Origin of the sequence: Curtobacterium sp. MCPF17_031 (assembly GCF_003234035.1) — a bacterium.
Classification (GTDB): domain Bacteria; phylum Actinomycetota; class Actinomycetes; order Actinomycetales; family Microbacteriaceae; genus Curtobacterium.
The window spans coordinates 167808-193990 of record NZ_QKSG01000008.1 but is presented as its reverse complement, the minus strand read 5'-3'; the positions used below and the strand labels follow the sequence as shown (position 1 = coordinate 193990).

28 protein-coding genes and 1 riboswitch are annotated in these 26183 nt (G+C 72.1%); of the genes, 11 read left to right on the top strand and 17 right to left on the bottom strand.

Features of this window, described 5'->3' with window-relative positions:
- Nucleotides 1-68: 68 nt before the first annotated feature.
- From DEJ31_RS12845 to DEJ31_RS12825, 5 genes are all read right to left on the bottom strand, one after another.
- Entirely contained in the window at nt 69-362 is a 294-nt protein-coding gene (locus DEJ31_RS12845) for a Dabb family protein (protein ID WP_110902607.1), read from the bottom strand.
- A complete protein-coding gene (locus tag DEJ31_RS12840; protein ID WP_110902606.1) occupies nt 359-613 on the bottom strand; it encodes a glutaredoxin family protein in 255 nt (84 codons plus the stop codon). Before DEJ31_RS12840 ends, DEJ31_RS12845 begins: the two co-directional genes overlap by 4 nt.
- A gap of 151 nt (nt 614-764) precedes the next feature.
- Complete coding sequence (locus DEJ31_RS12835; RefSeq protein ID WP_003792170.1) at nt 765-863, bottom strand: 30S ribosomal protein bS22; 99 nt, start codon at nt 861-863, stop codon at nt 765-767.
- Nucleotides 864-1010: 147 nt separating this feature from the next.
- Complete coding sequence (locus tag DEJ31_RS12830; RefSeq protein WP_058729786.1) at nt 1011-1205, bottom strand: helix-turn-helix domain-containing protein; 195 nt, start codon at nt 1203-1205, stop codon at nt 1011-1013.
- 87 nt (nt 1206-1292) lie between these two features.
- On the bottom strand, nt 1293-1808 hold the full coding sequence (locus DEJ31_RS12825) for a helix-turn-helix transcriptional regulator (protein ID WP_110902605.1): 516 nt from the start codon (nt 1806-1808) through the stop codon (nt 1293-1295).
- Nucleotides 1809-1880: 72 nt separating this feature from the next.
- Here DEJ31_RS12825 and DEJ31_RS12820 point away from each other — a divergent pair, with 72 nt between their 5' ends.
- On the top strand, nt 1881-3317 hold the full coding sequence (locus tag DEJ31_RS12820) for a TrkH family potassium uptake protein (protein WP_110902604.1): 1437 nt from the start codon (nt 1881-1883) through the stop codon (nt 3315-3317).
- Nucleotides 3310-4005 carry a TrkA family potassium uptake protein gene (locus DEJ31_RS12815; protein WP_181421470.1) on the top strand — a complete coding sequence of 232 codons (696 nt, stop codon included), beginning with the start codon at nt 3310-3312 and terminating at the stop codon, nt 4003-4005. Before DEJ31_RS12820 ends, DEJ31_RS12815 begins: the two co-directional genes overlap by 8 nt.
- A gap of 24 nt (nt 4006-4029) precedes the next feature.
- On the opposite strand, the gene proC is transcribed toward DEJ31_RS12815, so the two are convergent.
- Nucleotides 4030-4860 carry a pyrroline-5-carboxylate reductase gene (proC, locus tag DEJ31_RS12810; protein WP_110902602.1) on the bottom strand — a complete coding sequence of 277 codons (831 nt, stop codon included), beginning with the start codon at nt 4858-4860 and terminating at the stop codon, nt 4030-4032.
- A gap of 74 nt (nt 4861-4934) precedes the next feature.
- Here proC and DEJ31_RS12805 point away from each other — a divergent pair, with 74 nt between their 5' ends.
- Nucleotides 4935-5891, top strand: a complete 957-nt coding sequence (locus tag DEJ31_RS12805; protein WP_110902601.1) for a cation diffusion facilitator family transporter — start codon at nt 4935-4937, stop codon at nt 5889-5891.
- Nucleotides 5892-5911: 20 nt separating this feature from the next.
- Here the strand turns inward: DEJ31_RS12805 and DEJ31_RS12800 are convergent, their stop codons facing one another.
- Nucleotides 5912-6343 (bottom strand): nucleoside deaminase, encoded by a 432-nt coding sequence (locus DEJ31_RS12800; RefSeq protein WP_110902758.1) that lies wholly within the window; start codon nt 6341-6343, stop codon nt 5912-5914.
- Between the two features lie 102 nt (nt 6344-6445).
- Here DEJ31_RS12800 and upp point away from each other — a divergent pair, with 102 nt between their 5' ends.
- From upp to DEJ31_RS12770, 6 genes are all read left to right on the top strand, one after another.
- Complete coding sequence (gene upp / locus DEJ31_RS12795) at nt 6446-7081, top strand: uracil phosphoribosyltransferase (RefSeq protein ID WP_110902600.1); 636 nt, start codon at nt 6446-6448, stop codon at nt 7079-7081.
- Between the two features lie 513 nt (nt 7082-7594).
- Nucleotides 7595-8392, top strand: coding sequence for a winged helix-turn-helix domain-containing protein (locus DEJ31_RS12790; RefSeq protein ID WP_110902599.1), 798 nt, complete (start codon nt 7595-7597; stop codon nt 8390-8392).
- Between the two features lie 247 nt (nt 8393-8639).
- The gene (locus tag DEJ31_RS12785) at nt 8640-9128 is read left to right on the top strand and encodes a MarR family winged helix-turn-helix transcriptional regulator (RefSeq protein WP_258366293.1); all 489 of its coding nucleotides are present in this window, start codon (nt 8640-8642) and stop codon (nt 9126-9128) included.
- Nucleotides 9125-10474, top strand: a complete 1350-nt coding sequence (locus DEJ31_RS12780; RefSeq protein ID WP_111122046.1) for a deoxyribodipyrimidine photo-lyase — start codon at nt 9125-9127, stop codon at nt 10472-10474. The genes DEJ31_RS12785 and DEJ31_RS12780 overlap by 4 nt, the downstream gene beginning before the upstream one ends.
- On the top strand, nt 10471-11958 hold the full coding sequence (locus DEJ31_RS12775) for a serine hydrolase (RefSeq protein WP_111122045.1): 1488 nt from the start codon (nt 10471-10473) through the stop codon (nt 11956-11958). Before DEJ31_RS12780 ends, DEJ31_RS12775 begins: the two co-directional genes overlap by 4 nt.
- Nucleotides 11959-12081: 123 nt before the next feature.
- The gene (locus DEJ31_RS12770) at nt 12082-12657 is read left to right on the top strand and encodes a TetR/AcrR family transcriptional regulator (protein WP_110902596.1); all 576 of its coding nucleotides are present in this window, start codon (nt 12082-12084) and stop codon (nt 12655-12657) included.
- 109 nt (nt 12658-12766) lie between these two features.
- On the opposite strand, the gene DEJ31_RS12765 is transcribed toward DEJ31_RS12770, so the two are convergent.
- The 5 genes from DEJ31_RS12765 to DEJ31_RS12745 all read right to left on the bottom strand — a co-directional run bounded on the left by DEJ31_RS12765 (nt 12767) and on the right by DEJ31_RS12745 (nt 18896).
- Nucleotides 12767-13381 (bottom strand): superoxide dismutase, encoded by a 615-nt coding sequence (locus DEJ31_RS12765; protein ID WP_110902595.1) that lies wholly within the window; start codon nt 13379-13381, stop codon nt 12767-12769.
- 45 nt (nt 13382-13426) lie between these two features.
- Complete coding sequence (locus DEJ31_RS12760; RefSeq protein ID WP_258366292.1) at nt 13427-13993, bottom strand: flavin reductase family protein; 567 nt, start codon at nt 13991-13993, stop codon at nt 13427-13429.
- A gap of 134 nt (nt 13994-14127) precedes the next feature.
- On the bottom strand, nt 14128-15651 hold the full coding sequence (locus DEJ31_RS12755) for an MFS transporter (RefSeq protein WP_111122044.1): 1524 nt from the start codon (nt 15649-15651) through the stop codon (nt 14128-14130).
- A 216-nt stretch (nt 15652-15867) separates the two neighbouring features.
- Nucleotides 15868-16890 (bottom strand): LacI family DNA-binding transcriptional regulator, encoded by a 1023-nt coding sequence (locus DEJ31_RS12750; protein ID WP_111122043.1) that lies wholly within the window; start codon nt 16888-16890, stop codon nt 15868-15870.
- Nucleotides 16869-18896 (bottom strand): aldo/keto reductase, encoded by a 2028-nt coding sequence (locus DEJ31_RS12745; protein WP_111122042.1) that lies wholly within the window; start codon nt 18894-18896, stop codon nt 16869-16871. Before DEJ31_RS12745 ends, DEJ31_RS12750 begins: the two co-directional genes overlap by 22 nt.
- Nucleotides 18897-19020: 124 nt before the next feature.
- Here DEJ31_RS12745 and DEJ31_RS12740 point away from each other — a divergent pair, with 124 nt between their 5' ends.
- Nucleotides 19021-19569: a TetR/AcrR family transcriptional regulator gene (locus tag DEJ31_RS12740; RefSeq protein WP_110902591.1), complete on the top strand. Its 549-nt coding sequence runs from the start codon at nt 19021-19023 to the stop codon at nt 19567-19569.
- Between the two features lie 67 nt (nt 19570-19636).
- Nucleotides 19637-19807 carry a hypothetical protein gene (locus DEJ31_RS17270; RefSeq protein WP_181421469.1) on the top strand — a complete coding sequence of 57 codons (171 nt, stop codon included), beginning with the start codon at nt 19637-19639 and terminating at the stop codon, nt 19805-19807.
- Nucleotides 19808-19901: 94 nt separating this feature from the next.
- Here DEJ31_RS17270 and ribH read toward each other — a convergent pair whose 3' ends face one another.
- From ribH to DEJ31_RS12715, 5 genes are all read right to left on the bottom strand, one after another.
- Nucleotides 19902-20381 carry a 6,7-dimethyl-8-ribityllumazine synthase gene (gene ribH / locus DEJ31_RS12735; RefSeq protein ID WP_110902590.1) on the bottom strand — a complete coding sequence of 160 codons (480 nt, stop codon included), beginning with the start codon at nt 20379-20381 and terminating at the stop codon, nt 19902-19904.
- On the bottom strand, nt 20378-21073 hold the full coding sequence (gene ribB, locus DEJ31_RS12730) for a 3,4-dihydroxy-2-butanone-4-phosphate synthase (RefSeq protein WP_111122041.1): 696 nt from the start codon (nt 21071-21073) through the stop codon (nt 20378-20380). The genes ribH and ribB overlap by 4 nt, the downstream gene beginning before the upstream one ends.
- Entirely contained in the window at nt 21073-21771 is a 699-nt protein-coding gene (locus DEJ31_RS12725) for a riboflavin synthase (protein WP_111122040.1), read from the bottom strand. Before DEJ31_RS12725 ends, ribB begins: the two co-directional genes overlap by 1 nt.
- Nucleotides 21772-21857: 86 nt before the next feature.
- Nucleotides 21858-21991: riboswitch (FMN riboswitch) on the bottom strand.
- A gap of 103 nt (nt 21992-22094) precedes the next feature.
- Nucleotides 22095-24605 carry a DUF2156 domain-containing protein gene (locus DEJ31_RS12720; RefSeq protein WP_111122039.1) on the bottom strand — a complete coding sequence of 837 codons (2511 nt, stop codon included), beginning with the start codon at nt 24603-24605 and terminating at the stop codon, nt 22095-22097.
- Nucleotides 24602-25978: an esterase family protein gene (locus DEJ31_RS12715; protein ID WP_111122038.1), complete on the bottom strand. Its 1377-nt coding sequence runs from the start codon at nt 25976-25978 to the stop codon at nt 24602-24604. The genes DEJ31_RS12720 and DEJ31_RS12715 overlap by 4 nt, the downstream gene beginning before the upstream one ends.
- Nucleotides 25979-26183: the final 205 nt, after the last annotated feature.

Genomic DNA, 26183 nt, shown 5'->3' with positions numbered 1-26183 from the left:
GACTGACTCCGGCCCTGGCGGTTCGGCGCGGGGGCGGGGGCGTCGGCGCCGAACCGCCAGGGCCGGAGTCAGTCCTGCCAGTCGATGGCCGCGCGACTCGTCACCATCGCCCGGATCTCGGCAGCGGCGGCCTGGTGCTCGGGGTGGAACTGGTACTCGTCGAGCCCGGCGAGGTCGTCGAACGTCGCGACGACCGCCAGGTCCTGGTTCTTCCCCGGGTAGGCGACGTTCTCGACGACCTCGAGCGACCGGATCGACCCGATGACGCCGACCAGACCGGTCAGCAGCTCACGGACTCGTGCGACGGCCACCGCACGGTCCAGGTCCTCACGCAGGGTCCAGGAGACGACGTGACGGATCATGCGTGGGCCCCCGCGAGTTCGATCGCCCGGGCGAGTCGCTCGGCGTCGACGTGCCAGTTGCTGTGCACGCGGCCGTCGACGAGCACGACGGGGATGTCCTCCGCGTACTCCTCCCGGAGTGCGTCGTCATCGAGGATCGACCGCTCCTGGAGGGTCGTGCCGGGGTGGGCGGACACGACCTGTTCCACGACGGGTCGCGCGTCGTCACAGAGGTGGCATCCGGGCTTGGTCAGGAGCGTCACAGCGGGCATGGCACCAGGGTAGTCCGGCGGGACCTCCGGCTGCCGAGCAGCCCGGCATCCGCGGAACGGCAGGCATCGAGGCCGGTCCGGCCGGCGACGACCGGGCCCGGGAAATGCGAAAGCCCCGGCGAACCGGGGCTTCTGCGGCAAGTCTTGCGACTTACTTCTTGTTGCGACGCTGGTGACGCGTCTTGCGAAGGAGCTTGCGGTGCTTCTTCTTCGCCATGCGCTTGCGACGCTTCTTGATGACAGAACCCATGTGGACCTCGCTCGGACTGATGGTGATGTACGGACACCGGGCCGATGAAGCCGCGGAAAATCAACCTGCCCGAGTCTACCGGAGGGCTGTCGCGATGTCGAACGGCGCCGGGACGGACGATGGACGCCCGGGGCGGAGGGGTCGGGGTCAGCCGACGTCGGCGATGCCGCCGCGGAGGAGTTCCGCGACCGCCGACTCGGGGACCCGGAAGGAACGACCGAACCGGATGGCGGGGAGCTCACCGGCGTGCACCATGCGGTAGACGGTCATCTTGGAGACCCGCATCATCTCGGCGACCTCCGCGACGGTGAGGAATCGCACGTCGTCGAAACTGCCGGTCATGATCCGCCTTCGGGTGGCTTGCTTGTTGTGACCTGTGTGGTCTCTGGACACTGTAGAGGCGCGTGAGCCTCGCTGTCCAGCAGCTGCTCAGTCGTCCTCGGGCCGCTTCGTGAACCGGCGCCGGCTGCGGTCGACGACACGCTCCCAGCCCTGCTGTGCGCCGGTGAACGCGACGGTCGCGCGGTGCGACGCCTCGGCCATCACGCGGCCGAGTTCGGTGCCCACCTCGACGGTCGCCTTGCCGGCCGGACCGCTCCGACGGAAGGACACCGGCTGGCCGTCGAGCGTCCACGACGTCGTCGCCGGTGTGCCGTCGGCGTCCACCGCGTTCGTGAACGGGACCACCCACTCCTCGATGCCGAGCAGCGGTTCCGGGTCCAGGCGGTAGTAGCGGTGCTGGCCCTCTTCGCGGCTGGTGACGAGCCCGATGTCCCGGAGCACCCGGAGGTGCTTGGACACGGTGGGCTGCGTCACGCCGAGCCGCAGCACGAGTTGTCCGACACTGAGCTCGCCGCCGGTCGCGTCCGCCCCGTACGCGGTGAGCAGTTCGCCCAGCAGTGCACGCCGGGTCGGGTCCGCGACGACGCTGAAGATGTCGGCCATGGGGAGAGGCTAACCGCCGCGGTGCGGATGTACCATGACGCTCTGTCCCGCCCATGTCCTCGGAGGCATACGATGCTCGACCGCACCGAGCCGGTCCCCGCCCTGGGCACCGCGTCGGCCCGGCGACGCCCCGGCCGGATCACCACCGCGCTCCGATCGTCGCCCTCCCGCCTGGCGATCCTCGTCTTCATCGTGCTGATCTTCCTGTTCACGGTGCTGTTCATGACGCCGATGGCCGCGGCGGACGGCACGACGACGCACTTCTCCGACGCCCTGTTCACCGCGGCCAGCGTCGTCTGCGTCACCGGGCTCGCGACGGTCGACATGGCGACGCACTGGTCGGTGTTCGGCAAGGTCCTGGTCGTCATCGGGACCCAGATCGGTGCGCTCGGGGTGCTCACCTTCGCGTCGATCCTCGGCCTGGTCGTCACGCGGCGGCTGGGCCTCCGCGCGAAGCTCATCGCCGCCGGTGACTCGAACCCGCTGCGGACGCACCACGGCGCCGTCCCGGAAGGACAGGCGGTGCGGCTCGGTGACGTCGGCACACTGCTGCTCACCGTCGCGGTGAGCACCCTGTCGATCGAGATCGTCCTGGGCCTCCTGCTCCTGCCGAGCGTCCTGGTGACCGGCCTCCCGTTCTGGTCGGCGGTCGGCGACTCGTTCTACTACGCGGCGATGGCGTTCACGAACACCGGGTTCGCCCCGAACGCCGACGGACTCGACCCGTTCGCCCATGACTACTGGTTCCTCAGCCTGCTCATGGTCGGCGTCGTGGCCGGCTCGATCGGCTTCCCGGTGATCCGCACGCTGACCAAGCAGCTGCGCTCCCCCAGGCGCTGGCCGATCCACGTGAAGCTGACACTGGTGACGAGCGGCATCCTGCTGCTCGGCGGTGCCGTCACGTACATCGCACTCGAGGCCTCGAACCCCGCCACCTTCGGTCGTGAGGGTGCGGGGCGCACGGCCTTCCAGGCGCTGTTCCTGTCGACGATGACCCGGTCCGGTGGCTTCTCGCTCGTCGACTTCGACGAGCTGCACGGGTCGAGCCTCCTGGTCACGGACATGCTCATGTTCATCGGCGGTGGCTCCGCCTCCACGGCCGGCGGCATCAAGGTCACGACGCTCGCGGTGCTCTTCCTGGCGGCCGTCGCGGAGGCCCGTGGCCGGCAGAGCATGGAGGTGTTCGGTCGCCGGATCCCCAGCGACGTCCTCCGCGTCGCCGTGGCGATCGTCCTGTGGGGTGCCACCATCGTCGCGGTCGCCACCGTCGTGCTGCTGCAGATCACACACGAGCCGCTCGACCGGGTCCTGTTCGAGGTGATCTCCGCGTTCGCCACGTGCGGGCTGTCCTCCGGGGTGTCCGGCGACCTGCCGGACTCCGGGAAGTACGTGCTCGCCGCCACGATGTTCCTCGGGCGGGTCGGTACAGTGACCATCGCCGCCGCGCTCGCAGCGAGTCAGAGCCGGCAGCTGTTCCGCCGTCCCGAGGAGAGGCCGATCGTTGGCTGACCGAAACCGCACGCACCACCAGCAGGGTCCTGTCAGCCACGACGCGCCCGTGCTGGTCATCGGCCTCGGCCGCTTCGGCGCCGCCACCGCCGGGCAGCTCGAGCGTCAGGGCCGGGACGTCCTGGTCGTCGACACCGACGCCGCCCTGGTGCAGAAGTGGTCGGACCGGGTCACCCACGCCGTGCAGGCGGACGCGACCGACATGGACGCGCTCAGGCAGATCGGCGCGCAGGACTTCGCGATCGCCGTCGTCGGGACCGGCTCGGACCTCGAGTCGAGCGTGCTCATCACGGCGAACCTCGTCGACCTCGGGGTGCCGCAGATCTGGGCGAAGGCGATCAGCCGGTCGCACGGCACGATCCTCAGCCGCATCGGCGCGAACCACGTGGTCTACCCGGAGCGCGAGGCCGGCGAGCGGACGGCGCACCTGGTGTCCGGCCGGATGCTCGACTTCATCGAGTTCGACGACGACTTCGCCGTGGTCAAGATGTTCCCGCCGCGAGCCGTCCGCGGCCGGGACCTGGCGACGACGGTGATCCGCACACGCTTCGGCCTGACGGTGCTCGGGATCAAGCCGCCCGGGCAGGCCTTCGTGCCGGCGAACCCGGACAGCGTCATCGGCGAGGACGACCTCATCATCGTCTCCGGCACCGAGACCGACCTCGAACGGTTCGCCGCGCTCGAGTAGCCCGGTCGGCTGGCCGCCCCGCCGTCAGAGCCGGGACAGCTCCTCGGCGCGCGCGACGGCGGCCCTGGCGGCGCGTTCGAGCGTCCCGGCCAGGTCCGCGTCCTGCAGCACGGCGATCGCCCGCTCCGTGGTGCCCTTCGGGCTCGTCACCGCCCGGCGCAGGTCCGCCGGCTCACTGCCGGAGCGGGCGAGGAGCTCGACGGCTCCCCGGACGGTGCCCTGCACCATGGTGCGCGCCTGCTCGTGGGTGAACCCGAGCGCCTCGGCGGCCTGCTGCCACTGCTCGACGAGCAGGAAGACGTAGGCGGGTCCGGAGCCGGACACCGCGGACAGGGCGTCCAGCTGCGACTCGGGGACCTCGATGACCTCGCCCGAGACGGCGAACACGTGCGCGGCCAGCGCCGTCGCGGCAACGTCCGCCGACGCTCCGGCGCTGATGCCGGTCACCCCGAGGCCGACGCCGATCGGGGTGTTCGGCAGCGCGCGCACCACCCGGACACCGGCGGGCACGTGGGCCTCCATCGTGGTCGTGGTCACGCCGACGGCGACGCTGACGACGACCGCGTCGGGCGCGAGGTCCGCTGCGACCTCGTCGAGCAGGTCCACGATGCCGAAGGGCTTCACCCCGAGCACGACGAGCCCAGCGCCGCGGACCGCTGCCCGGTTGGCGTCGGGATCGGTCTCGGTCGCGGTGGCGTCGAGCCCGGCGGCACGGTGTGCGTCGGCCGAGGACTCCGAGCGGGTGGTCACCACGACGGCGTCGGGCGCCACGCCGGCGGCCAGGAGGCCCTGCAGGACCGCGCCGGACATGGAACCGACGCCGAGCATGGCGACGCGGGGCAGTTCGATGGTCATGGCCCCCAACCTAGCGAGGACCGGCAGCCTAGGATCGTGGTCCAGGTCGGTGAGAGAAGGGGTCGGACAGCCACATGAGCGCTTCCGGAGGGACGAAGGCGATCTTCGCCGCACTCGGTGCGAACATCGGGATCGCGATCGTGAAGTTCATCGCCGCGGCGATCAGCGGATCCGCGTCGATGCTCGCGGAAGGGGTGCACTCCCTCGCGGACTCCGCGAACCAGCTGCTCCTGCTGCTCGGCGGCCGGAAGGCGAAGAAGGCCGCGGACGAGGAGCACCCGTTCGGCCACGGCCGTGAGCGCTACGTGTACGCCTTCGTCGTCTCGATCGTGCTGTTCTCGGTGGGCGGGGTGTTCTCGCTCTACGAGGGCATCGAGAAGTTCGCTCACCCGCACCCGCTCGAGAACTGGTGGCTGCCGATGGTGGTGCTCGTCATCGCGATCGGGCTCGAGGGCTTCTCGCTCCGGACCGCCCTCAAGGAAGCCGCACCGCACAAGGGCGGACAGTCCTGGATCCAGTTCGTCCGCCGCGCCAAGGCCCCGGAACTGCCGGTCGTCATGCTCGAGGACACCGCAGCCCTGATCGGCCTGGTCTTCGCGCTGTTCGGCGTCGGTCTGACGGCCCTCACCGGCAACGGGGTGTTCGACGCGATCGGCACGGTCCTCATCGCCGTGCTGCTCATCGCCGTGGCGCTCGTGCTCGGCGTCGAGACGAAGAGCCTGCTGGTCGGCGAGGGTGCCGGTCCCGGCGACGTCGCCCGCATCAAGCAGGCCGTGCTCGACGGCCCGGAGGTCGACTCGATCATCCACCTCAAGACCCTCTACCTCGGGCCCGAGGAGCTGATGGTCGGCATGAAGGTCGCCGTCGACGGGGACCGCCGTCTCGGTGACGTCGCCGCCGGCATCGACACGGTGGAGCAGCGCGTCCGTGCAGCCGTGCCGATCGCCCGGGTCATCTACATCGAGCCGGACGTCCGCCGAGACGGCCCGCACCCGTCGACCGAGGCGATCGTCCTGCGCGCAGCCGACTGACGGCGCTCATCGACGCGGGCTCAGCGCCGCTCGGCGAAGAACGCGTCGAGCACCGCGGCGCACTCGTCCTCGAGCACGCCGGCGACCACCTCGGCCCGGTGCGGCAGCCGACGGTCCCGCGCGATGTCGTAGACGCTGCCGCTCGCACCGGCCTTCGGGTCCCAGGCGCCGAAGACGATCCGGGGCACCCGCGCCGCGAGGGCCGCGCCCGCGCACATCGGGCACGGCTCGAGCGTCACGACGAGGGTGTGCCCGGCCAGGTGCCAGTCACCGGTGACCGCCGCGGCGGCGCGGAGCGCGAGGACCTCGGCGTGCGCGGTCGGGTCCTGGCGGGCCTCCCGCTCGTTCCGTCCGACCGCGACCACCGCACCGTCCGCGTCGAGGACGACGGCACCGACCGGGACGTCGTCGGTCGTGAGACAGGCGCGGGCCTCGTCCAGGGCGCGTTCCATCGCGGGGACGAAGGGCCGGTGCGCCGGGTGCTCCACGCGTGCTCCGATCGTGCGGTGGGACCGCGACCGCCGGGAGTGGTGCGGCACGGTACGCTCGACCCTATGCGAGTCCACGTCGCCGACCACCCGCTCATCACCCACAAGCTCTCGGTGCTCCGCGACCGGACCACTCCCTCCCCCACCTTCCGGGCCCTGACGGAGGAGCTCGTCACGCTCCTGGCGTACGAGGCCACGCGCAACGTCCGGGTGACGGCCACACCGATCACCACCCCGGTCGCGCAGACGATGGGCGTCGCGATCGCGAAGCCGCGTCCGCTCGTCGTACCGATCCTCCGCGCCGGCCTCGGCATGCTCGAGGGCATGGTCAAGCTCGTCCCCACGGCCGAGGTCGGGTTCCTCGGCATGGCCCGGAACGAGGTCACCTTCGAGCCGCAGACGTACGCCGAGCGCCTGCCCGACGACCTGTCGAACCGGCAGTGCTTCGTGCTCGACCCGATGCTCGCGACCGGTGGGACACTCGCCGCCGCGATCGACTTCCTGTTCGAGCGCGGTGCCGTCGACGTGACCTGCGTCTGCATCCTCGGCGCGCCCGAGGGTCTCGCCGCGCTCGAGAAGGCCGTCGGCGACCGTGACGTGACCATCGTCCTGGGTGCGCTCGACGAGCGTCTCGACGAGAACGGCTACATCGTGCCCGGCCTCGGCGACGCCGGCGACCGCCTCTACGGCCTGGCCGAGTAGCCACCGCACTGCTCCACCGACGGGAGGCCCCCACCGGACCGGTGGGGGCCTCCCGTCCGTCGTCTCCGCGACTGTCCACAACCGTCACCGTCCGCGCGGACGGTTGACACGGCGTTGGTATACCGCCGATACTCATGCCATGACTGCAACCGTGTCCACTCGCGCCCTCCACGAGGCCTCGGGGACCGTCGGCATCATGATGCCGACCACGGCGGTCATGCGTTGTCGAATGTGTGCCTGATCGGTACCCGTTCCAGCCGGATCCCCCGCGACACCACCCCCGTCGCGCGCGTGTGATCCCCCGGTGACGACCCCGTCGACGACGCGCACCACCGTCACGAGGTCGGACCCCGCTCCCCCGGATCCGCCCCGGTCCCCACGGACCGCAGGACGCCTCGGCGAACGCTGTCGCAGCGACCGCCGTCGTGGCCACGGCTGATCCGGCCGACGCATTCGACACCGGCCGAAGCACCACCACACCGCTCGGCCCCCGCACCACCCGGAGACCGCACCATGTCGCTCACCATCGCCCAGCCCCGCACCACCCCCGATCTCCGCAGCGCCGCGTCGACCACGACCGACCTCGGCAGCGTCACCCCGATCCGCGGCCGTCGCCCCGCAGCCCTGCCGACGCAGCCCGCCCGTCCGGTCACCGACCGCGCTGCCGTCCCGACCAGCCCGGTCGTCGCCCCGGCCCGCAACCGTGCGCTGCCGGAGGGCACGGAGGCCCGCGGGTTCGCCCTCTACGTCGGACTCGACGAGGCCGCGGCCGCTGCCGCCGGCACGACCCTGGCCGCCGTCGTCGAGCAACTGAAGGCGTTGACCGCCCAGCTCGTCCCGACCGCCGAGACGTACGCGGCGGTCGCCGTCGCTGCCGAGGGCTCCGGCGGGCGTGACGTCGACGTGGTCCGCCTGGCCCTGCAGGACCGCTCGGCGGTCGCGGCGCGCAAGCAGACCGAGAAGCCCGAGCCGGAGGAGACCGGGGTCGTCATCGACATCTCCCGGAAGCGCGTCGTCCTCGACGGCGAAGCGGCGCCGCTCACCTTCAAGGAGTTCGAGCTCCTGCAGTTCCTGGTCCTCCGCGAGGGCCGCACGGTGGACCGCTCGGCCATCATCGAGGGTCTGTGGTCCGACGGCGAGGACGAGACCCCGAACGAGCGCACCATCGACGTGCACGTCCGGCGCCTCCGGTCGAAGCTCGGCGCCTTCGAGGAGATCGTCCGGACGGTCCGCGGCGTCGGGTACCGGTTCGACCGCCACGCCGACGTCTCGGTCCGCTACGCCTCCACCCCCTCCCCCGACCTCTTCTGAACCTGCTCTCGTGCGCCGATCGGACAACTCGCAGGATTCGTCGGCGAGGCGCCCTTCCCCGGCGTTACCGCACCGTTATACAGTCGGTCGTGCAGACGGTGTTTGCTGTGGCATCGGCTGTGGAATGTGATTGCAGGAATCTCTTGGTGCAAGGGAGCGGGCCGGTCGTCCACCAGGACGGCCGGCCCGCGTTCTGTGTCCGACCCCGTCGGTAGGGTGGTGGTCCACCAGACGGAGGGAAAGACCCGTGAGCGATCACCGCAGCGAGAAGGCCACAGCGGTCGCGGCATGGGAGTCGTTGTTCCGCGCCCAGGTCACCGTCATGCGGAACCTCAACACCGAGTTCCCGTCGGCCGAGATCTCCTTCAACGAGTACGACGTGTGCTTCAACCTGTCGACGCAGCCCGGCCGTCGCTGCCGGATGCGTGACCTGACCGGTCACCTCCTGCTCACGCAGCCGAGTGTCAGCCGTCTGGTCGACCGACTCGCCGCGAAGGGCATCGTCGAGAAGCAGCCGGACCCGACGGACGCCCGCGGGGTGATCGTCGCCCTCACGCCGCACGGGTTCGACGTGTACCGCGCGGTCGCGGTGCAGCACGCCTCCACCATCGCGGCGCAGGTCGGCGCCGGGCTCGACGACGCCGAGCTCCGGACGCTCACCGAGCTCTGCACGAAGCTCCGCGTGGCCGCAGCGGCGACCACGACGACCCGTCGCTCGGTCGGGAGCCCGGCATGAGCGGCTCCGTCGTCTGGCTGCGCGACGACCTGCGACTGGCGGACAACCCGGCGCTCCGCTCCGCCACCGACCGCGACGGACCGGTGACGGTCGTCTACGTGCTCGACGAGCAGAGCGACGGCATCCGCCCGTTCGGTGCCGCGGCACGGTGGTGGCTCCACCAGTCCCTGAGCGCGCTCGATGCAGACCTCCGCGAGTACGGTTCGCGGCTCGTGCTCCGTCGCGGGCCGGCGGCCGAGGTCGTCCCCGCCCTCGTGACGGAGACCGGTGCGGACGCCGTGTTCTGGAACCGGCGGTACGGCCTGGTGGAGCGAGAGCTCGACGCGGGCATCAAGGCCGGCCTGATCGCCAGCGGCATCGAGGCGCACAGCGCCGCAGCCAACCTGCTCTGGGAACCCTGGACGGTCCTCAGCGGCAAGGGCGAGCCGTTCAAGGTGTTCACCCCGTTCTGGCGTGCGGCACAGGCGATGCCCGAACCCCGGCACCCGTGGGCCGAGCCGGACACCATCACGGCACCGCCGGACGTGGCGTCCGACGCCCTCGACGACTGGGCTCTGCTGCCGACGGCACCGGACTGGGCCGGCGGCATGCGGGACTCCTGGACCCCGGGTGAACACGGCGCGTCCGACCGGCTCGAGCGGTTCATCGACGAGGCCCTCGCCGACTACGACCAGCGGGACGAACCCGCGCAGGCCGCGACGAGCAGTCTGTCCCCGCACCTGCGCTGGGGCGAGATCAGCCCGTACCAGGTCTGGCACCGGATGCACGAGACGCTGGAGCCCGACCAGCGCCGGGCCGCACCCGCGTTCCTCCGGCAGCTCGCGTGGCGGGAGTTCAACTGGAACGAGTACTTCCACTGCGACGACATCGCGCGCACCAACGTCCGGCGGGAGTTCGACGCGTTCCCGTGGCGTGACGCCTCGGAAGCAGAGCTCGACCGCTGGCGGCACGGCACCACGGGCTTCGACCTGGTGGACGCCGGCATGCGGGAGCTCTGGCACACCGGCGCGATGCACAACCGGGTCCGCCTGGCCACGGCGAGCTTCCTCGTGAAGAACATGCTCGTCGACTGGCGCACGGGCGAGCAGTGGTTCTGGGACACCCTCGTCGATGCGGACGCTGCCAACAACGCGGCGAACTGGCAGTGGGTCGCGGGCTCCGGCTTCGACGCCGCGCCGTACTTCCGCGTGTTCAACCCGGACCGGCAACTCGAGCGCTTCGACCCGCACCGGGAGTACGTCCGCCGTTGGGTGCCGGCCGACGAGGAGCGCCCGGAGCCGATGGTCGACCTCAAGGCCACACGGCAGCGTGCCCTGGACGCCTACGCCGAGATGCGGCGCGCATGACCCGGCCGTCGCCCGCGGTGATCGACGTGGTCGACGCGCTGCACCGGCAGCGTGTGGCGGACGGCATCGCACCGAGCAGTGTCTGGGGCGTGTTCGACCGGGACGGGCTCGTCGCCTCCGGTGGCGCCGGTGACCGCGGGGACGGCACGGTGCCGGACGCCGACACCGTGTACCGGATCGCGTCGTGCACGAAGAGCGTCACCGCGACGACGCTCCTCGGTCTCGTCGGGGACGGGCTGCTCTCCCTCGACGACCCGGTCACCGACTTCGTGCCGGCGTTCCGCTCCGTCGTCCTGCCCACGGCGGACTCCCCCGTCCCCACGGTCCGGATGCTCCTGACGATGTCGGCGGGCTTCCCCACCGACGACCCGTGGGGCGACCGTCAGGAGAGCATCTCCGACGACGACCTCGACGACGTGCTGCGCGCCGGACTGCTGTTCGACTCGGTCCCGGGAACGCGCTTCGCCTACTCGAACCTCGGGTACGCGCTGCTCGGCCGGGTGGTCGCCGTCATCGCCGGAGCACCGTTCACTGCCGTCGCCACCGATCGGGTCCTCCGGCCCCTCGGACTCGACGACACCGTCTTCGCCGCACGGGACGCCCGGGGTCACGTGGTCACCGGGTACCGACGGCACGGCTCGGAGTGGGAAGCCCTGACGACCCCGGGACCGGGAGCGTTCTCACCCATCGGTGGACTGTTCTCCACCGTCCGGGACCTCGCTCGGTGGGGCTCCTGGCTCGCCGCCGCGTTCGAGGGCACGGCGCCGCCGTTCCCGGGACACCCTGCGGCAGCGGACACGGCCGCGGACGGCGACCAGGCCGGACCGCTGGGGACGGCCGAGCGCCGGGCGATGCAGCAGGCGATGCGGATGATCCCGGCCGAGGCCCTGCCGGGTTCGACGCGGGCGACCGGGTACGGCTCCGGCCTGTTCGTCGAACACGACCCCGTCGTCGGGTCGATCGTGTCGCACTCCGGCGGCTACCCGGGGTTCTCGGCACACATGCGGTGGTCGGTGTCGACCGGCATCGGTGTCGTCGCCTTCGAGAACGCCACGCAGGCGAAGGTGTCCGCAGCGGCCGCCCAGGCGCACGACCTCGTCCTCGCGGACGTCCGGTCCGCCGGGGATGCGGCCGGGACGCGGGTGCCACCGACCACGGTGTCCCCGGAGACGCGAGCGGCGCAGGCAGCCGTGCAGGGCCTCCTGGCCGACTGGGACGACGAACGGGCCGCGACGATCTGCACGCCGAACGTCCCGATGGACGTGCCGTGGGACCGCCGACGTGCGGCGCTGGCCACCGCGGTCGAGGCGGTCGGCGCCGACCTGCGAGCGACACCCGTCGCCGAGGAGTCCAGCACGCCGACGCACCTGCGATGGTGGCTGCCCGGAGAGCGTGGTCGCCTGCGCGTCGAGATCCGGCTCGCGCCGCTCGCCGCGGGACTGGTGCAGACGCTGACCGTCCGGGCGGAGCCGACGCCAGTCTGACCTCGGAGCCCTGAAGCGGGCCCGCGACCGGGAACACGGCGGTCGATACCGTCCGGTAACATGACACATGTCCGCTCGGTCCCCGTTGCGGTCAGCCGTCCCACCACCGCCCCGGAAGAGACCATGCCACGCAAACCGGACCCGACGCTCAAGCCCGCGATCGTCTGCAAGGTCACGGACCACCTCCACAGCACCCGGATCGAGGACGTCTCCGTCCGCAGCCTCGGTCGGGTCCTCGGGACCAGCGCGTACCCGATCGTCTACCACTTCGGCTCCCGAGACGGCCTGATCGACGCCGTCGTCGAGCACCTGAGCGGCCCGGTCCTCGCGGTCTGCCTCGATCCCACGTCGGACGAACGGGGGCTGGCCGAGTACGTCGTCCACGTGTTCGGCGCCCTGCACGTCAGGGAGCGCTTCCTGGCGGCACGCCTGACCTTCGAGCTCGGCGCGGTCGAGTACCTGTCGGGTCATGACCGGCACCGGCGCCTGCACCGGACGCACGTCGAGACGCTCACCGCGTGGTGCCGGGAGCACGGGGCATGCGACGACGAGGCGGTCCGGCTGGCCCGCGGCGCCGTCCTCGCCGCCCGGGGAGTCCAGTGGGGTGCGGTCCTCGACGGCGACGTCGTCCACACAGACGACGCCCTTCGTGGGGTCGCTCGGCGGCTGGCGGCCGAGATCGGCGTCGGTGTGCGCTGAGCCTCCGTCAGGACGTCACGTGACGACCGGATGACGGGAGGCCCGGTACCAGCTGGTACCGGGCCTTCCGTCATCAGGTGGTCGCCTCAGCGACCCGCGTCGGGGACGCTCAGAGCGTGACGAAGCTCTGCGACTTGGCGTTCTCGAAGCGCGCGGCGACGTTCTCCCAGTCGACGATGTTCCACACGGCCTTGACGTAGTCCGCCTTGACGTTGAGGTAGTCGAGGTAGAAGGCGTGCTCCCACATGTCGAGCATGAAGATCGGGACGAGACCGAACGGGATGTTGCCCTGCTGGTCGAACAGCTGGAACGTGGCGAGCTTCTGGCCCACGACGTCCCAGGCGAGGACGGACCAGCCGGAGCCCTGGATGCCGTTCGCGACGGCGGAGAACTGCGCCTGGAACTTCTCGAACGAGCCGAAGAACTCGTCGATGGCGGCGGCGAGCTCGCCCTCCGGGACCTTGGTGTCCGGGCCGAGGTTGGTCCAGAAGATCGAGTGGTTGACGTGGCCACCGAGGTGGAACGCCAGGTCCTTCTCGAGCTTGTTGATCGCACCGAAGTTGCCGGACTCGCGGGCTTCGCCGAGCTGCTGCAGCGCGGTGTTCGCGCCGGTCACGTAGGTCTGGTGGTGCTTGTCGTGGTGCAGCTGCATGATCTTGCCGCTGATGTGCGGCTCGAGGGCGGCGTAGTCGTACGGGAGCTCGGGCAGGGTGTACTCAGCCATGGGCGGTCCTTTCGATCGGTGGTGTGGGGTGCGGGGCTCCGCGGCTCACGAGAGCCGGGAACGATCGGTCAGGGAGTGGAATTCCCGGTTGTGGTAGACCAGCGGCTCACCGCGGTCGAGCCCGACGACGATGTCGAGCACCTCGGCGACGACGACGGTCGAGCCGCCGATCGGCGTGGTCGAGAGCGGTCGGCAGCGCAGTGCGCTGGCGGCGTCGGGCAGGTAGCGGTCACCCGAGGGGAGCCTGCCCCAGATCGGGTCGTCGGCGGCGGGACTGCCGGTGGAGGCGAAGCGCTTGGCGAGGGCGACACCGCGGGCGTCCATCAGGTGGACGACGAACAGCGGCGCGCCGAGCACGACCCCGGCGGACCCGGAGTTGGTCGAGAGCGAGAACACCAGGACGGGCGGGTCGACCGCGACCGAGGCGACGCTCGACGCGGTGAGGCCGGTCGGTCCGTCGGGTCCCTCGGCGGTGATCACGGCGACTCCGGCCGGGTGTCCACGGAAGGCGTCCTTGTACGCGGCGGTGATGTCGGCCGTGGTGGCGTCCATCTCGGGCGGGGCGGCGGGGGTGCCGGGCTGGGGGACGTCGACCGGAGCGGCGTCGGGCATGTCAGTCGTGGTCGTTCCTCGTTCGTGGGTTCGGCCGCGGTCGTCGCGGCCACCTCCCAACGTAGGACCTGCGCCCGGGTGCCGGTCCATGATTCACAGGATCGGCCCATCCCGGGCGTGCCGCGACGCCGGGGTCAGCGACGCCGCAGCATCACGACGGCTCCTGCTGCGGCGACGACCATGAGCGCCGCCGCGACGCCCGCCGTCGTCGTCACACCCGAGTCGAAGGCGGCACGGGCGGACTCCAGGAGCGCCTGCCCTGCGGACCCGCCGAGCTGCGTCGCCGCGGTGACGGCACCGCCGAGGGTCTCTCCCGCCGCGGTGTGCGCCGTCGAGGGCAGTCCATCCGGCACGACGACGTGGGCTCGGTAGGCCGTGGCCAGGATCGTGCCGAGGACGGCGGTACCGAGCACGGCACCGATCTCGTACGCGGTCTCCGAGATCGCCGACGCCGCACCGGACTTGTGCGCTGGGGCGGTCGAGATGATGAGGTCGTTCGTGACGGTCTCGGACGCGCCGATGCCGATGCCGAGCAGCACGAACGCGAACGCGAGCGCGGCGATCGAGGCGTGGTGGCCGAGCACCGCGACGAGGGCGTACGCGGCGGCCGAGAACAGCAGCGACACGGACACGACCCAGCGCGGAGCGACACGCGCGACGACGGGCACCACGGCGAGGCCGGCGATGATCGTCAGCACCGCGCCGGGGACGAGCACGACGCCGCTGGCGAACGGGTCGAGCCCGGCCACGAGCTGCAGGTGCTGGGCGATGAAGAACAGGAACCCGGTGAGCGAGAACATCGCCGCCATGTTCATCAGCACGCTGCCGGTGAACGCGGTGCTGCGGAACAGGCGCATGTCGAGCATCGGCGTGCGGGAGCGCAGCTGCCGGCGGACGAACGCGATGCCGCAGAGCACGCCGACGGCGACCATCGCGATCGCCAGTCCCCGCTCCTCCGGGTGCACGAGGGACTTGATCGCCCAGACGGTCGGGGCGAGGGCGCCGAGGGACAGCAGCATGCTCGGGACGTCCACGGGCCCGGGCTCCGGGTCGCGGGACTCCGGCACGCAGAACGGCACGGCGACGAGCATCACGACGAGGATCGGCACGGCGACGAGGAAGACGCTGCCCCAGTGGAAGTGCGCGAGCAGCACGCCGCCGACCAGCGGGCCCAGGGCGTTGCCGGCGGCGAACATCGTCGACCAGACCGCGAGCGCCAGGCGTCGTTCGCCGTCGTCGGGGAACACGTTGCGGATGATCGACAGCGTCGCGGGCATGAGCATCGCGCCGAAGACACCCATCGCGAGCCGGGCCGCGACGAGCATCCAGGCCTCGGTGGCGAAGGCCGCCACGGCGGAGAGCAGCGCGAAGCCGGTCGCGCCGATCACGAGGATCCGGCGGCGTCCGACCCGGTCACCGATGCTCCCCATCACGACGAGCAGCCCGGCCAGGACGAGCGGGTACGCGTCGACCATCCAGAGCTGCGTCGTCGCATCCGGGTGCAGGGCGCGCGAGATCGAGGGCAGCGCGAAGCTCAGCACGGTGTTGTCGACCGAGATGAGCAGCACCGGCAGCATGAGCACCGCGAGCGCGGCGAACCGGGAGCCACGATTGGTGGTGATCCGGGTGGCGACGGGGCTGGTGAGCAGTGCGGACATGGCGGACTCCAGGACTTCGAGCGTGTCGCGCTGGCCGCCCCGCAGGGGCTGAGCGCAGACGAGACGGGACGCGGAAGTCGTCACGCGTCCCGTCAAGGTCCCGTTAGTGTACCGTCCAGACGGTTGTGGTTGCAAGTGCAACCAATGGCGTTCGGGAGGCACGGATCGGGGCCGCCCCGCGCCTCCCGTCCGCCGGTCGGCCGGTGGATCAACCGCTCACGCGGACTCGCGCACCACCAGCCGGTGCCGGACCACCCGCTCCGCCGCCGGGCCGGACCGCGGCAGCGACCCGTCGAGCATGCCGAGCGCCAGGTCCACCGCATGGCGGGCCACCTCGTCGAGGTCGACCGCGAGCGTGGTGAGGGTCGGCGCGACGAGCGTGCCGAGCGTCAGGCCGTCGATCCCGACCACGCGGACGCGGTCGGGGACCTCGACACCGGCGCGACGGCAGGCGGCGAGCACCCCGAGCGCCATCACGTCGTTGAACGCGACGACCGCGTCGAGGCGGGCGTGCCGCGCGAGCGCTGCGGCCGTGCCCGCGGCACCGGCATCGGCGGAGGTAGCCTCGGCGTGCAGGTGCTCGGGCAGGTACCCGCGTAGGCGCAGCGCGTCGAGCAGGAGCGCACCGCGGGCGCTCGGCTCGCCCGGTGCTCCAGCGGAGGACGGCGCGTCGAGGACGAGCGGGTGCTTGACGCCGACCGCCACCAGGTGGTCCGCGAGGGCCTCCACGGCCCCCTCCGGGTCGAGCCGGACGGCACCGCGCGTGGGCGCGTCGTGCGGGTCGAACTCGACGACCGGCACCGAGCCGAGCCGTTCGATCCACTCCGGAGCGCGGGTCCCGAGGGAACCGATGACGACGTCGGTCTGCGCACCGAGGTCCTGCACCGACCGGTCGGAGTCGCCGGCCAGACCGACGTCGGCGAGCATCACGTTCCAGCCGCGCGCGGCCGCCAGCCGGAGGACCGCGGCGGCGAGTTCCGGCGAGTACGGGTTCCGGAGGTCGTCGACGAGCAGCCCGAGCTGGTGGGTGCCGCCCGACACGAGCCCCCGCCCGAAGCGGGACGGGCGGTAGTCGAGCTGCTCGGCGGCGGCGAGGACCCGCCCCTTCGTGGCGTCGCTGATCCCGGGCATGCCGTTCACCGCGCGGGTCACGGTCTGCCGGGACACCCCGGCGGCCGCCGCGACGTCGAGGATCGTCGCGCGGCCGCTGGTGCCGGTCAACTGCGGAGGTCGAGCCATGCCACCTGCTCGGGCGTGAGGTCGACGGTCAGGCCCAGCATCGACGAACGCGCTTCGGCGATGGTCCGCGGGCCGAACAGCGGGAAGGTCGGGAACGGCTGGTGCAGCACGTACGCCAGGGCGATCGCGGTCGCCGGGACGCCGTACTGCCCCCCGAGTTCCTCGGCGCGGCGCAGGCGCTCGAAGTTCGCGTCCGAGTAGTAGCAGCGCACGAGTTCGGCGTCGCTCGTGTCGTCCGGACGGGCCCGACCGGTGAAGAAGCCGCGCGCCTGCGAGGACCACGGCAGCAGCGGGATCTGGCGCTCCTCGAGCCAACGCTTCGACTCCGGGTCGGTGACGTGCTCGCACCCGGCCCAGGGGACGTCGAGGGCCTCCGCCAGACCGAAGTGGTTGCTGAGCACCTCGAACCCGTGCCTGCCGTTCGCCGCGGCCCAGGCGTTCGCCTCGTCGAACCGGGCGGGGGTCCAGTTCGACCCGCCGAAGACCCGGATGCGCCCAGCGCGGCGGTGTTCGTCGAGGACGTCGACGAACTCCCCCACCGGGATGTCCGGGTTGTCCCGGTGCATCATGTAGACGTCCGCGTAGTCGGTGCCCTGGCGCTCCAGGCTCTCGAGCAGCTGACGGGTGAGCGACTCCGGGTCGCAGTACGGCGTGTGTGCGCCCTTCGTGATGACGACGACGTCCTCGCGGATGCCGCGGTTGCGGACCCAGGCGCCGAAGCGGCCCTCGAGCGCTCCGCCGCCGTAGACGTACCCGGTGTCGAAGACGGTGCCGCCCTGCTCCACGAAGTGGTCGAAGACCGCGCTCGCGTGGGCCAGGTCCGGCTGGTTGTCGACGCCCATCACCAGGCGCGAGACGCGCTTGTCGATGCCGGGCAACTCGCCGTACGTCATCGGGGCGTCGGGCGCGACGGTGAGCGGGCGGCCGCTGACCGTCGGGATGTCGGCGGTCTCGGCCTCGAACGGGTAGCGCAATCCGATCGCCGCACGCCAGCGGTCGAGGGTGCGGGCCGCGGCCAGGCTCTCGTCGGTGGTCATCTGCGGCGCGTCGACCCGGCCCGCGCGCAGGGCGTCGATGGTGGCGTCGGCCTCCAGCCCGTAGGGGGCGGCACCGGCGAAGGACGTCTCGGCAGGTGGGGCGTCGACGGTACGGACCTCGATGACCGGGTCGCCGCCGATGGTCCACGGGTCGCGGAGCACGATCCTGCCGCGCGTGCCGTGCACGACGACCGCGTTCGTGTCCTCGACGCGGACGCCGGTCCGGAGGCTCGCGGTGATGCCCGACACGTACGTCGCGCTGGCGACGGTCCACTCGTCGACGCCCGTCGGACCGAGCGTCCCGGCGGCGTGCAGCTCGACGGGTTCGGCGACCGCGACCCCGGTCGCGGCCTGCACGACCGCCGCGGTCATGGTGACCGGGTAGCAGCCGACGTCGAGGATCCCGCCGCCGGCGGTCTCGACCTCGAAGAGTCGGCCGGAGCGCTCCTCGGTGCGGAAGGCGAACGACGCGTCGACGTGGGTGACGGCGCCGACCGTGCCATCGCGGACCAGGTCGAGGAAGGCCGCCGTCTGCGGGTGGAAGCGGTACATGAACGCCTCGACCAGCGGTAGTCCGGCCTGTCGTGCGGCGTCGACGAGCGCCATCGTCGTGCCGTGGTTCGGCGTGAGCGGCTTCTCGCAGAGCACGGCCTTGCCTGCCCGCAGTGCGGCGAGGACGAGGGCCGTATGCCCGGTGTGCACGGTCGAGATGTAGACGGCGTCCACCCGAGGGTCGGCGAGGACGTCGTCGTAGGTGCCCGCCACCACCTCGGGGAACCCGTGCTCGGCGGCCTCGTCCGCGAAGGCCTGCGCCCGCTCGACCGACGAACTACCGGCGGCGACGAGTCGGCCGCTGCTCGTCGACAGCTGCGAGAGGAACCGTCGGGCGATCCCCCCGGGGCCGAGGACCGCCCAGCCGGGGGTCGTGTCGTTCGTGGTGGGCGTGGGGGTCGCGGTCTGCGCTGACATGCGGATCCTGTTCGTCGTGAACCTTCACGGTCGGGGCGAGGCTATCCGGTGCGTACCCGCGGAACAAGAGACCGTGAACGTTCACGGAGCACACTGCCCCCGGCGTGTCTCTAGACTCGTGCGCATGGCCAGTGCTCGCGACCGCGTCCTCGACAGCTTCGTCGCCATCGTGTGCGAGGAGGGCGAACGTCCCGCCACCCTCGACGCCGTCGCCGCGCGCGCCGGTGTCTCGAAGGGCGGACTGCTCTACCACTTCGGGTCCAAGGCCGCCCTGGTCGAGGGACTGTGCGAACGGCTCGCCGACCTGTCCGCCCTGGACATCGAACGGATGCGCGCTGCCGAGGACGGCCCAGCGCGCTACTTCGTCGAGAACTGTCAGTTCGTCGGCAGCGAGCTCGACCTCGCCCTGCTCGCGGCCTCGCGCCTGCAGCAGGCCGGGTACGAAGAGGCCGGCCGGACCCTGGACGAGACCGAGAACGCCTGGCTCGCCACCCTCGTCGACGCGCTGGACGACGTCCCCACGGCGCAGGCGGTCAAGCTCCTCGGCGACGGGCTCTACCACGCGGCGTCGCTCGGGGCCGCGAGCGACGTCCGTCCCGACCGGGCCTCGGTCGACATGGCGGCACTGCTCCAGGTCGTCGACCGCCTGATCGCGACGAAACCGGCTGCGTGAACGGTCGCTCCCGGTCCTGGGGATAGACTGGGCGCGATCCACCCGCTCGATTCCCGGAGGTACCACCGTGGGCCGCGTCCTCGCTGCTGTTTTCTCGATCCTGCTGCTGCTGGTGTCGATGTACCTGTTCGGGTTCGCGTTCCAGGTCGACTCCGGTCAGGCCTTCGTGTTCATCGCCGGTGTGCTGCTGATGAGCCTCTCCTTCTTCCTGCCGATCCACGTGTTCGGCAAGCGGTAGCCACACACCGCCACACGCAGAACGGCCCCGCACCTGATGGTGCGGGGCCGTTCTGCGTCGTACCGATGCACGACGGTGGACGAACGCCGTCCCGCTACACGGAGGCGCGCAGCCCACGCAGCGTGACGGCCGTGGCGATCGCCGCGTGTGCGGCCTCGGCGCCCTTGTCCTCCTTCGACCCGGGCAGTCCGGCGCGGTCGAGCCCCTGCTGCTCGTCGTCCAGGGTGAGCACGCCGAAGCCGACGGGCTTGCCGGTGTCGATCGCGACCTTGGTCAACCCGCTCGTCGCCGCGTCCGAGACGTACTCGAAGTGCGGGGTCCCGCCGCGGATGATCACGCCGAGGGCGACCGCTGCGTCGAAGCCGGACTCGAGGGCGGCCTTCGCGACCACCGGGAGCTCGAAGCTGCCCGGGACGGGGACGACCTGCGCGGTGGCACCGAGGCGTTCGATCTCGCGCTGCGCCCCAGCGAGCAGTCCGTTCGCGATGACGTCGTGCCACTGTCCGGCGATGACCGCGACCCGGATGCCGCTGCCGTCGACGAGCTCGCGCTCCGCCGCTCCTGCTCCGCTCATGCGTGTGTCCCTTCGGTGCGGGCGACGTCCGTCGCCCGGTCGGCCGCGTGGAGCCAGGCGGCCAACGCGGCGATGGTGATGACGGGCACGCCCTCGCGTGCCCCGAGTCCGACGAGTTCCGGCAGGCGCATCATGCCGCCGTGCTCGTCGACGATCTCGCAGATCGCCGCCGCGGGCCGGAGTCCGGCGGCGGTGACGAGGTCGATCGCGGCTTCGGTGTGCCCCGCGCGCTCCCGGACGCCACCCGGGCGTGCCCGCAACGGGACGACGTGCCCCGGACGGTGCAGGTCGCCGCGGACCGAACCCGGGTCGGCGAGGACCCGGAGCGTCCGTGCGCGGTCGTGGGCGCTGATGCCGGTCGTGACGCCGACGGCCGCGTCGACCGTGACGGTGTAGGCGGTGCCGCGGACGTCCTCGTTGTGCTGGACCATCGGCGGCAGGTCGAGGGCGTCGGCGATCTCGGCGCTGACCGGCGCACAGATGAACCCGGACGAGTGCGCGACCGTCCACGCGATCCACTCCGGCGTCGCGAGTTCCGCGGAGAGGACGACGTCGCCCTCGTTCTCGCGGTGCTCGTCGTCGGCCACGATGACCGGACGGCCGGCGGCGATGGCGGCGATCGCCTGCGCGACCGAGGACAGGCCGAGGTCGTCGGCGAGGGTCGGCACGACGGGAGCGGTGTCGGCGACCATCAGCGGGCCTCCGCCCCGACGGGAGCACCGACGGCACCGGCAGCAGCGGCAGCAGCGGCAGCGGCAGCGGCAGCGGCAGCAGCAGCAGCAGCGTCGAGCCGCAGCATCCGGCGGACGTGCCGGGCCAGGACGTCGGTCTCGATGTTGACGCGGTCCCCCGGCACCCGTGCACCGAGCGTCGTGGCGGCCAGGGTCTCCGGGATCAGGCTGACCTCGAACCAGGCGGCGTCCGGCGCGACGGACTCCGGCGACACCGCGCTGACGGTCAGCGAGACACCGTCGATCGCGATCGAGCCCTTGTCGACCACGAGCGGGCTGAGCTCCGGCGTCAGCGCGAACCGCACCCGCCGCCAGCCGTCCCCGTCGGTCAGGAGGACCGTCGCGGTGCCGTCGATGTGGCCCTGCACGATGTGACCGCCGAGCCGGTCCCCGACCGAGGCCGCGCGCTCCAGGTTCACCCGGTCGCCGGCCCGCAACGATCCGTGCGCGCTCATGTCGAGGGTCTGCTTCATGACGAATGCCGTGAAGGTCTCCGGGCTCTGCTCGACGACGGTCAGGCAGACGCCCGAGACCGAGATGGAGTCGCCGTGCTGCGCGTCGGAGACGACGAGCGGGCCACGGACGGTGAGCGCGACGGAGTCGCCACGTTCGTCGACGGCGGTGACGGTGCCGAGTTCCTCGATGATGCCGGTGAACACTGGTGTCCTCTCAACGGGACTCCGGGTGCGCGCGACGGTCGTCGGCGGACGGCAGGCGGGATCGCGGAACGACCATCACCTTCCGTCAGCGCTTCCTCCCGTCCGGACTCTCACCGTCGGTCCTGGGATTGCACCAGGTCAACCCCGCACCGGGCGGACCCGGCGCGGCGCTCGTGGACTGTCACCACCGGTTCGGACTTGCACCGACCCCGGAGCGCTTGCGTGTCACCGACGATACCCCAGCACCCCGACCGTCGTGGGCGGATGATCCGCCGGGCGTCACGCGGCGTCTCGGGGGTGCACCGGGCCGCCCGTCCGGCGGCTCAGCCGCGTCCGCGCACCAGTGCCAACGCCTGCCGGAGCGACAGGTCGGGCAGGTAGGCGCGGACCACCGCGACGCCGATGGCGGGCAGCGCGACCGGGTCCGGGTAGGCGAGGACGAGCGGTTCGAGTCCCGGGCCGAACTTCCGCTTGAACCGGAGCAGCGACCGGAACCCGTAGACCGGCTCGAGGACGCCGCCGACGAGTTCGAGCAGGGTCTCGACGCCGTCCCCTGTGGTTGCGCCACCGGGCGTGCGGGCGAGCGGCGCGGCGGAGAGGCCGAGTCGTTCGACGCCCTCGTCGCGCATCACCTCGGCAGCGGAGGCCACCAGGAACTCCATCACGCCGTTCGGGGCGTCGCTCCGTCGCCGCATGACGTCGAGCGTCCAGCCGACCACGCTGCCCGCACGGTGGTACGGCAACCAGCTCGTGACCCCGAGGACCGTGCCCTCGGCGTCCTGCGCGACGAGGGTCCGGACGGCCGGGTCCCGCATCTCGTCGAGGCCGCCGAGCGTGAAGCCCATCTCGGGGAGTTCACGATCGGCGACCCATTCCTCGGAGATGGCCTCGATCTGCCGGGTGGTGGCCACGGGCAGGTCCTGCCACGACGACCAGGTGGCGGTGGACCCGGAGCGACGGGCCTTGTTGACGGCGGTGCGGACGTCCTGCTTCCGGCTGCCGCTCGTGGTCCAGGCACGCGGGTCGAAGGCGGCGTCCTCGGCGACCGGTAGGGTGCGCCAGCCGAGCCGGGTGAGGGCCGCGGCGCTGGTCGTGTCGATGCCGTGGAAGACCGCCGTCCAGCCGTTGTCGTCGCAGTACCGGGCGAACTCGGTGAGCGCCGGTCCGCGCGCGTCCGGCCAGCCGAACGGGCCGAGGGCGACCGCGACGGCACCGGTCCGTCGGTAGGCGACGCCGGCGCGACCGTCCGCGCTGAACCAGTGCGCGTTGCCCGGCCACGTCGCCATCCAGCCGAAGGTGTCGCCGCCACCCGCCACGAGCAGCGCGCGGGCACGCTCACGGTCCGCGGCGGACACGTCGGAGTCGGCTGCGCCGGGTGTCGCACCGGCCGGACGGATCGCGGCGACGGCCACGACGGCCCACAGCAGCGGGCCGACGAGGTCCAGCACCGTCCGGAGACCGGGATCCCGGATCGGCAGGTCACGGTGGTGCACGACCGGTGACAGCGGTCCGAGGACGGCGACGACCAGGCCGAGCGGGTCGTGCACCCGCACCGGTGACGCGTCGGCGACGACGAACACGACGGCCGCCAGGACAGCGGCCGCGACCAGGACCGTCACGCTGAAGGTGACGACGCGGCTGCGGGCGACCGCGACCGTGAACGACCGCCGCAGCAGCAGCAGGACGAGCCCGGTGAGGAGCGGGACCGCGATCGACGCGGCGATCGACAGGACCACGACGACGTCGTCCTCGGACCCGCGGAGTTGCTCGACCCGTCCGGGTACGTGGGTGTACGTCACGGCGGCGGTGATCCCGGTGACGGTGTCGACCACCACGACGAGCGACACCGCGAAGCGGCTGCCACGGAACAGACCGACCGCCCCGACGACGAGCACGAGCAGTGGTGCGATCGCGAGCAGCAGGGACCAGGGGTCCGTCGCACGGTAGGTCAGCAGGCGGTGCAGGCACTCACCCGCGACGCCGTCGGCGCGACAGGCGGAGGGCTGGTCTGCTGGGCCCGTCCCGACGACCGCGGCGAGCGGCGCGAGCAGACCGACCCGGGCGCGCGACACCAGCGCGATCACCGGTCCGACCGCCGACACCAGGACCACCGTCCCGAGCAGCACCCGGGTCTCGCGGTGGGAGCTGCGGGTCCAGCCGGTGCGCTTCGGGGTGCGTCGGAACACCTCGCCGAGTCCCCAGCCCGCGGCCGTGGCGACGACGGCGGACAGGTCGGCGGTGTGTCCGGCGTAGAGGAAGAGCGTGAGGACGACCGCCAGCGCGTTGACCCGGATCCGACGACGCCAGAGCGGGCCGGCGAAGGCACTCGCCGTCATGACCGTGCCCAGGATCGCCGTCCACGGGTCCAGGCCCTCGGCCACGGAGAGCAGGGCGGCACCACGGCGGCCGTCCGGGTCGACGAGACCGACGACGGCTGCGGCCGCCGCCCCGATGACGCTCGTCGCCAGGAAGGCGGAGACGGTGCGCCGCGAGCCGATCAGCCGTTCGGAGGCACCGACCAGCACGACGACACCGGTGAGCGTCAGGACCAGCGCGAGGACACCGGTGGTGACGGCGAACACCCGGAAGGGCACGAGGGCGTCCGGCACCTGTCGGCCCTGGGCGAACCGCAACGACGCGGCGGTGATCGACGCCAGCAGCACCAGGACCAGGACGACGGCCGTGACCGGCTGTCGCGTGACGGCGTGCCGGACCGACCGGGAGGCCCGCCCCACGTCGCGCAGGACGCGCGCGGCGGCCTCGTGGCCGACCTCATGCGGCGGGGCCGCGGGCTGTTCCGGAGCGGCGGTGTCGGGTGCGCCCTTCGCGGTCATCGACGGACCCCGTCCACGGGCAGCCCGAGGTGGGCGATCACGATGGGGAGGCCGTGGCCCAGGACGTACCGGACGGTGTTCCAGTCGTGGGCCGAGCCGGGCGAGACGATGAGAGTGGCGGCGATCCCGGCGCGTTTCGACGCGGCCCGGAGCGCGAGCGTCGAGGCCTCGTAGGGAGCGTCGTCCTCGCCGTAGCCGAACACGGTGAGGTGGTCGTGGTACGGCGTGTGGGCGGCGAGCAGGGCCTCCGGGGTGGCCCGGAGGTAGGCCGGACGCGAGCCGCCGAACCCGACCGCGACGGTGTGCCGGAGGTCCCCGTTCGCCGGGGCCATCTCGCTGGAGATGGCCAGGGTCGTGCCGAACACCTCCGGGTACGCGCTCGAGAACTGCATGGCGCAGGTCGCCCCCTGCGAGAAGCCGCCGATGCCCCATGCCGCGCTGCCCGAGGCCACGTCGAGGTGCTGGTGGATCCACCGGACCGTGTCGGTCATCACGTAGGTCGCACTCCGCCCGAGACGACGGCTGTCGACGCACATCGGGTTGTGGCCCGGTGCCCCCAGTTGGTCGGGCGAGACGACGATCGGCGCGATGCCGTGGTGCGCCGCGGCGTAGTCGTCGAGGAACGACCCGAGCCGGCCGGTCTGGAACATGTCGGCCGGCTGCCCCGGCTGCCCGGAGAGCGCGACGAGGACCGGCAGGGTCGGCGGGTCCACGACCTGCGCGGCGGGAGGCAGCCACACGACGGCGCGACGGGCGTGGAAGTGCGAGACCGTCGCGGGGATGCGGACCGCGATGGCACGGCCGTGATCGGGCATCCGCTCCGGCGCGGTCCACGTCGCCGTGTCGACGACCCGTGCTCCGGGTCGGGCCGCGTGCTGGTGGTCGAGGCTGCCCGTCGGGTAGGGGTTCGGCGTGACGGCCTCGCCGATGGTCCGGTACGCCCCGAAGTCGACGTTGATGCCGAGGCCCGCGGTGATGGCGACCGCCAGGGCGGCTCCGAGCCCGACGATCCGGCGACCGTTGCCGCCCTGGACCAGGACGACCAGGAACAGGAGGACGGCACCCACCGTGAACGCGACCCACATGCGCGTGACGACCGTGAAGGACACGCCGTAGCGGTCTTGGACGTCACCGAACCACCAGACGGCGACCAGCCCGATACCGGCGCCGACCGCGATCGCCGCGATCCGGACGAGCACGGCCGGGACGCCCCGGTCCCGCCGTCGCCTCACCGGGTGGTCGGTCGCGCCGGCGCCCTTCGCCCGACCGCGCGGTCCGAAGACCGTCACGAGGACGAGGACGACGGCGACCACGTCCACCGGCACGAGCACGGCCGGGAGGACGATCGGGAGCTGGAGCACGTCGGATGGCACGGGTTCATCGTGCTGCCGCCCAGCTGTCGCACAGCCACTGGTCGGCTGCCGCTGTGCTCAGCAAGGGTTGACGGCCGCCCAGGAGGCGTACAGCACTCTCACAGGACGGGTCCTGATCAGGACTCGTCGCCTCGGGTCCGCCCCGTTCGGGCCAGCTCGTCCGGGTCTGCTCGCCCGGGCAGGGGCTGCGGAGCACCGGGGACCC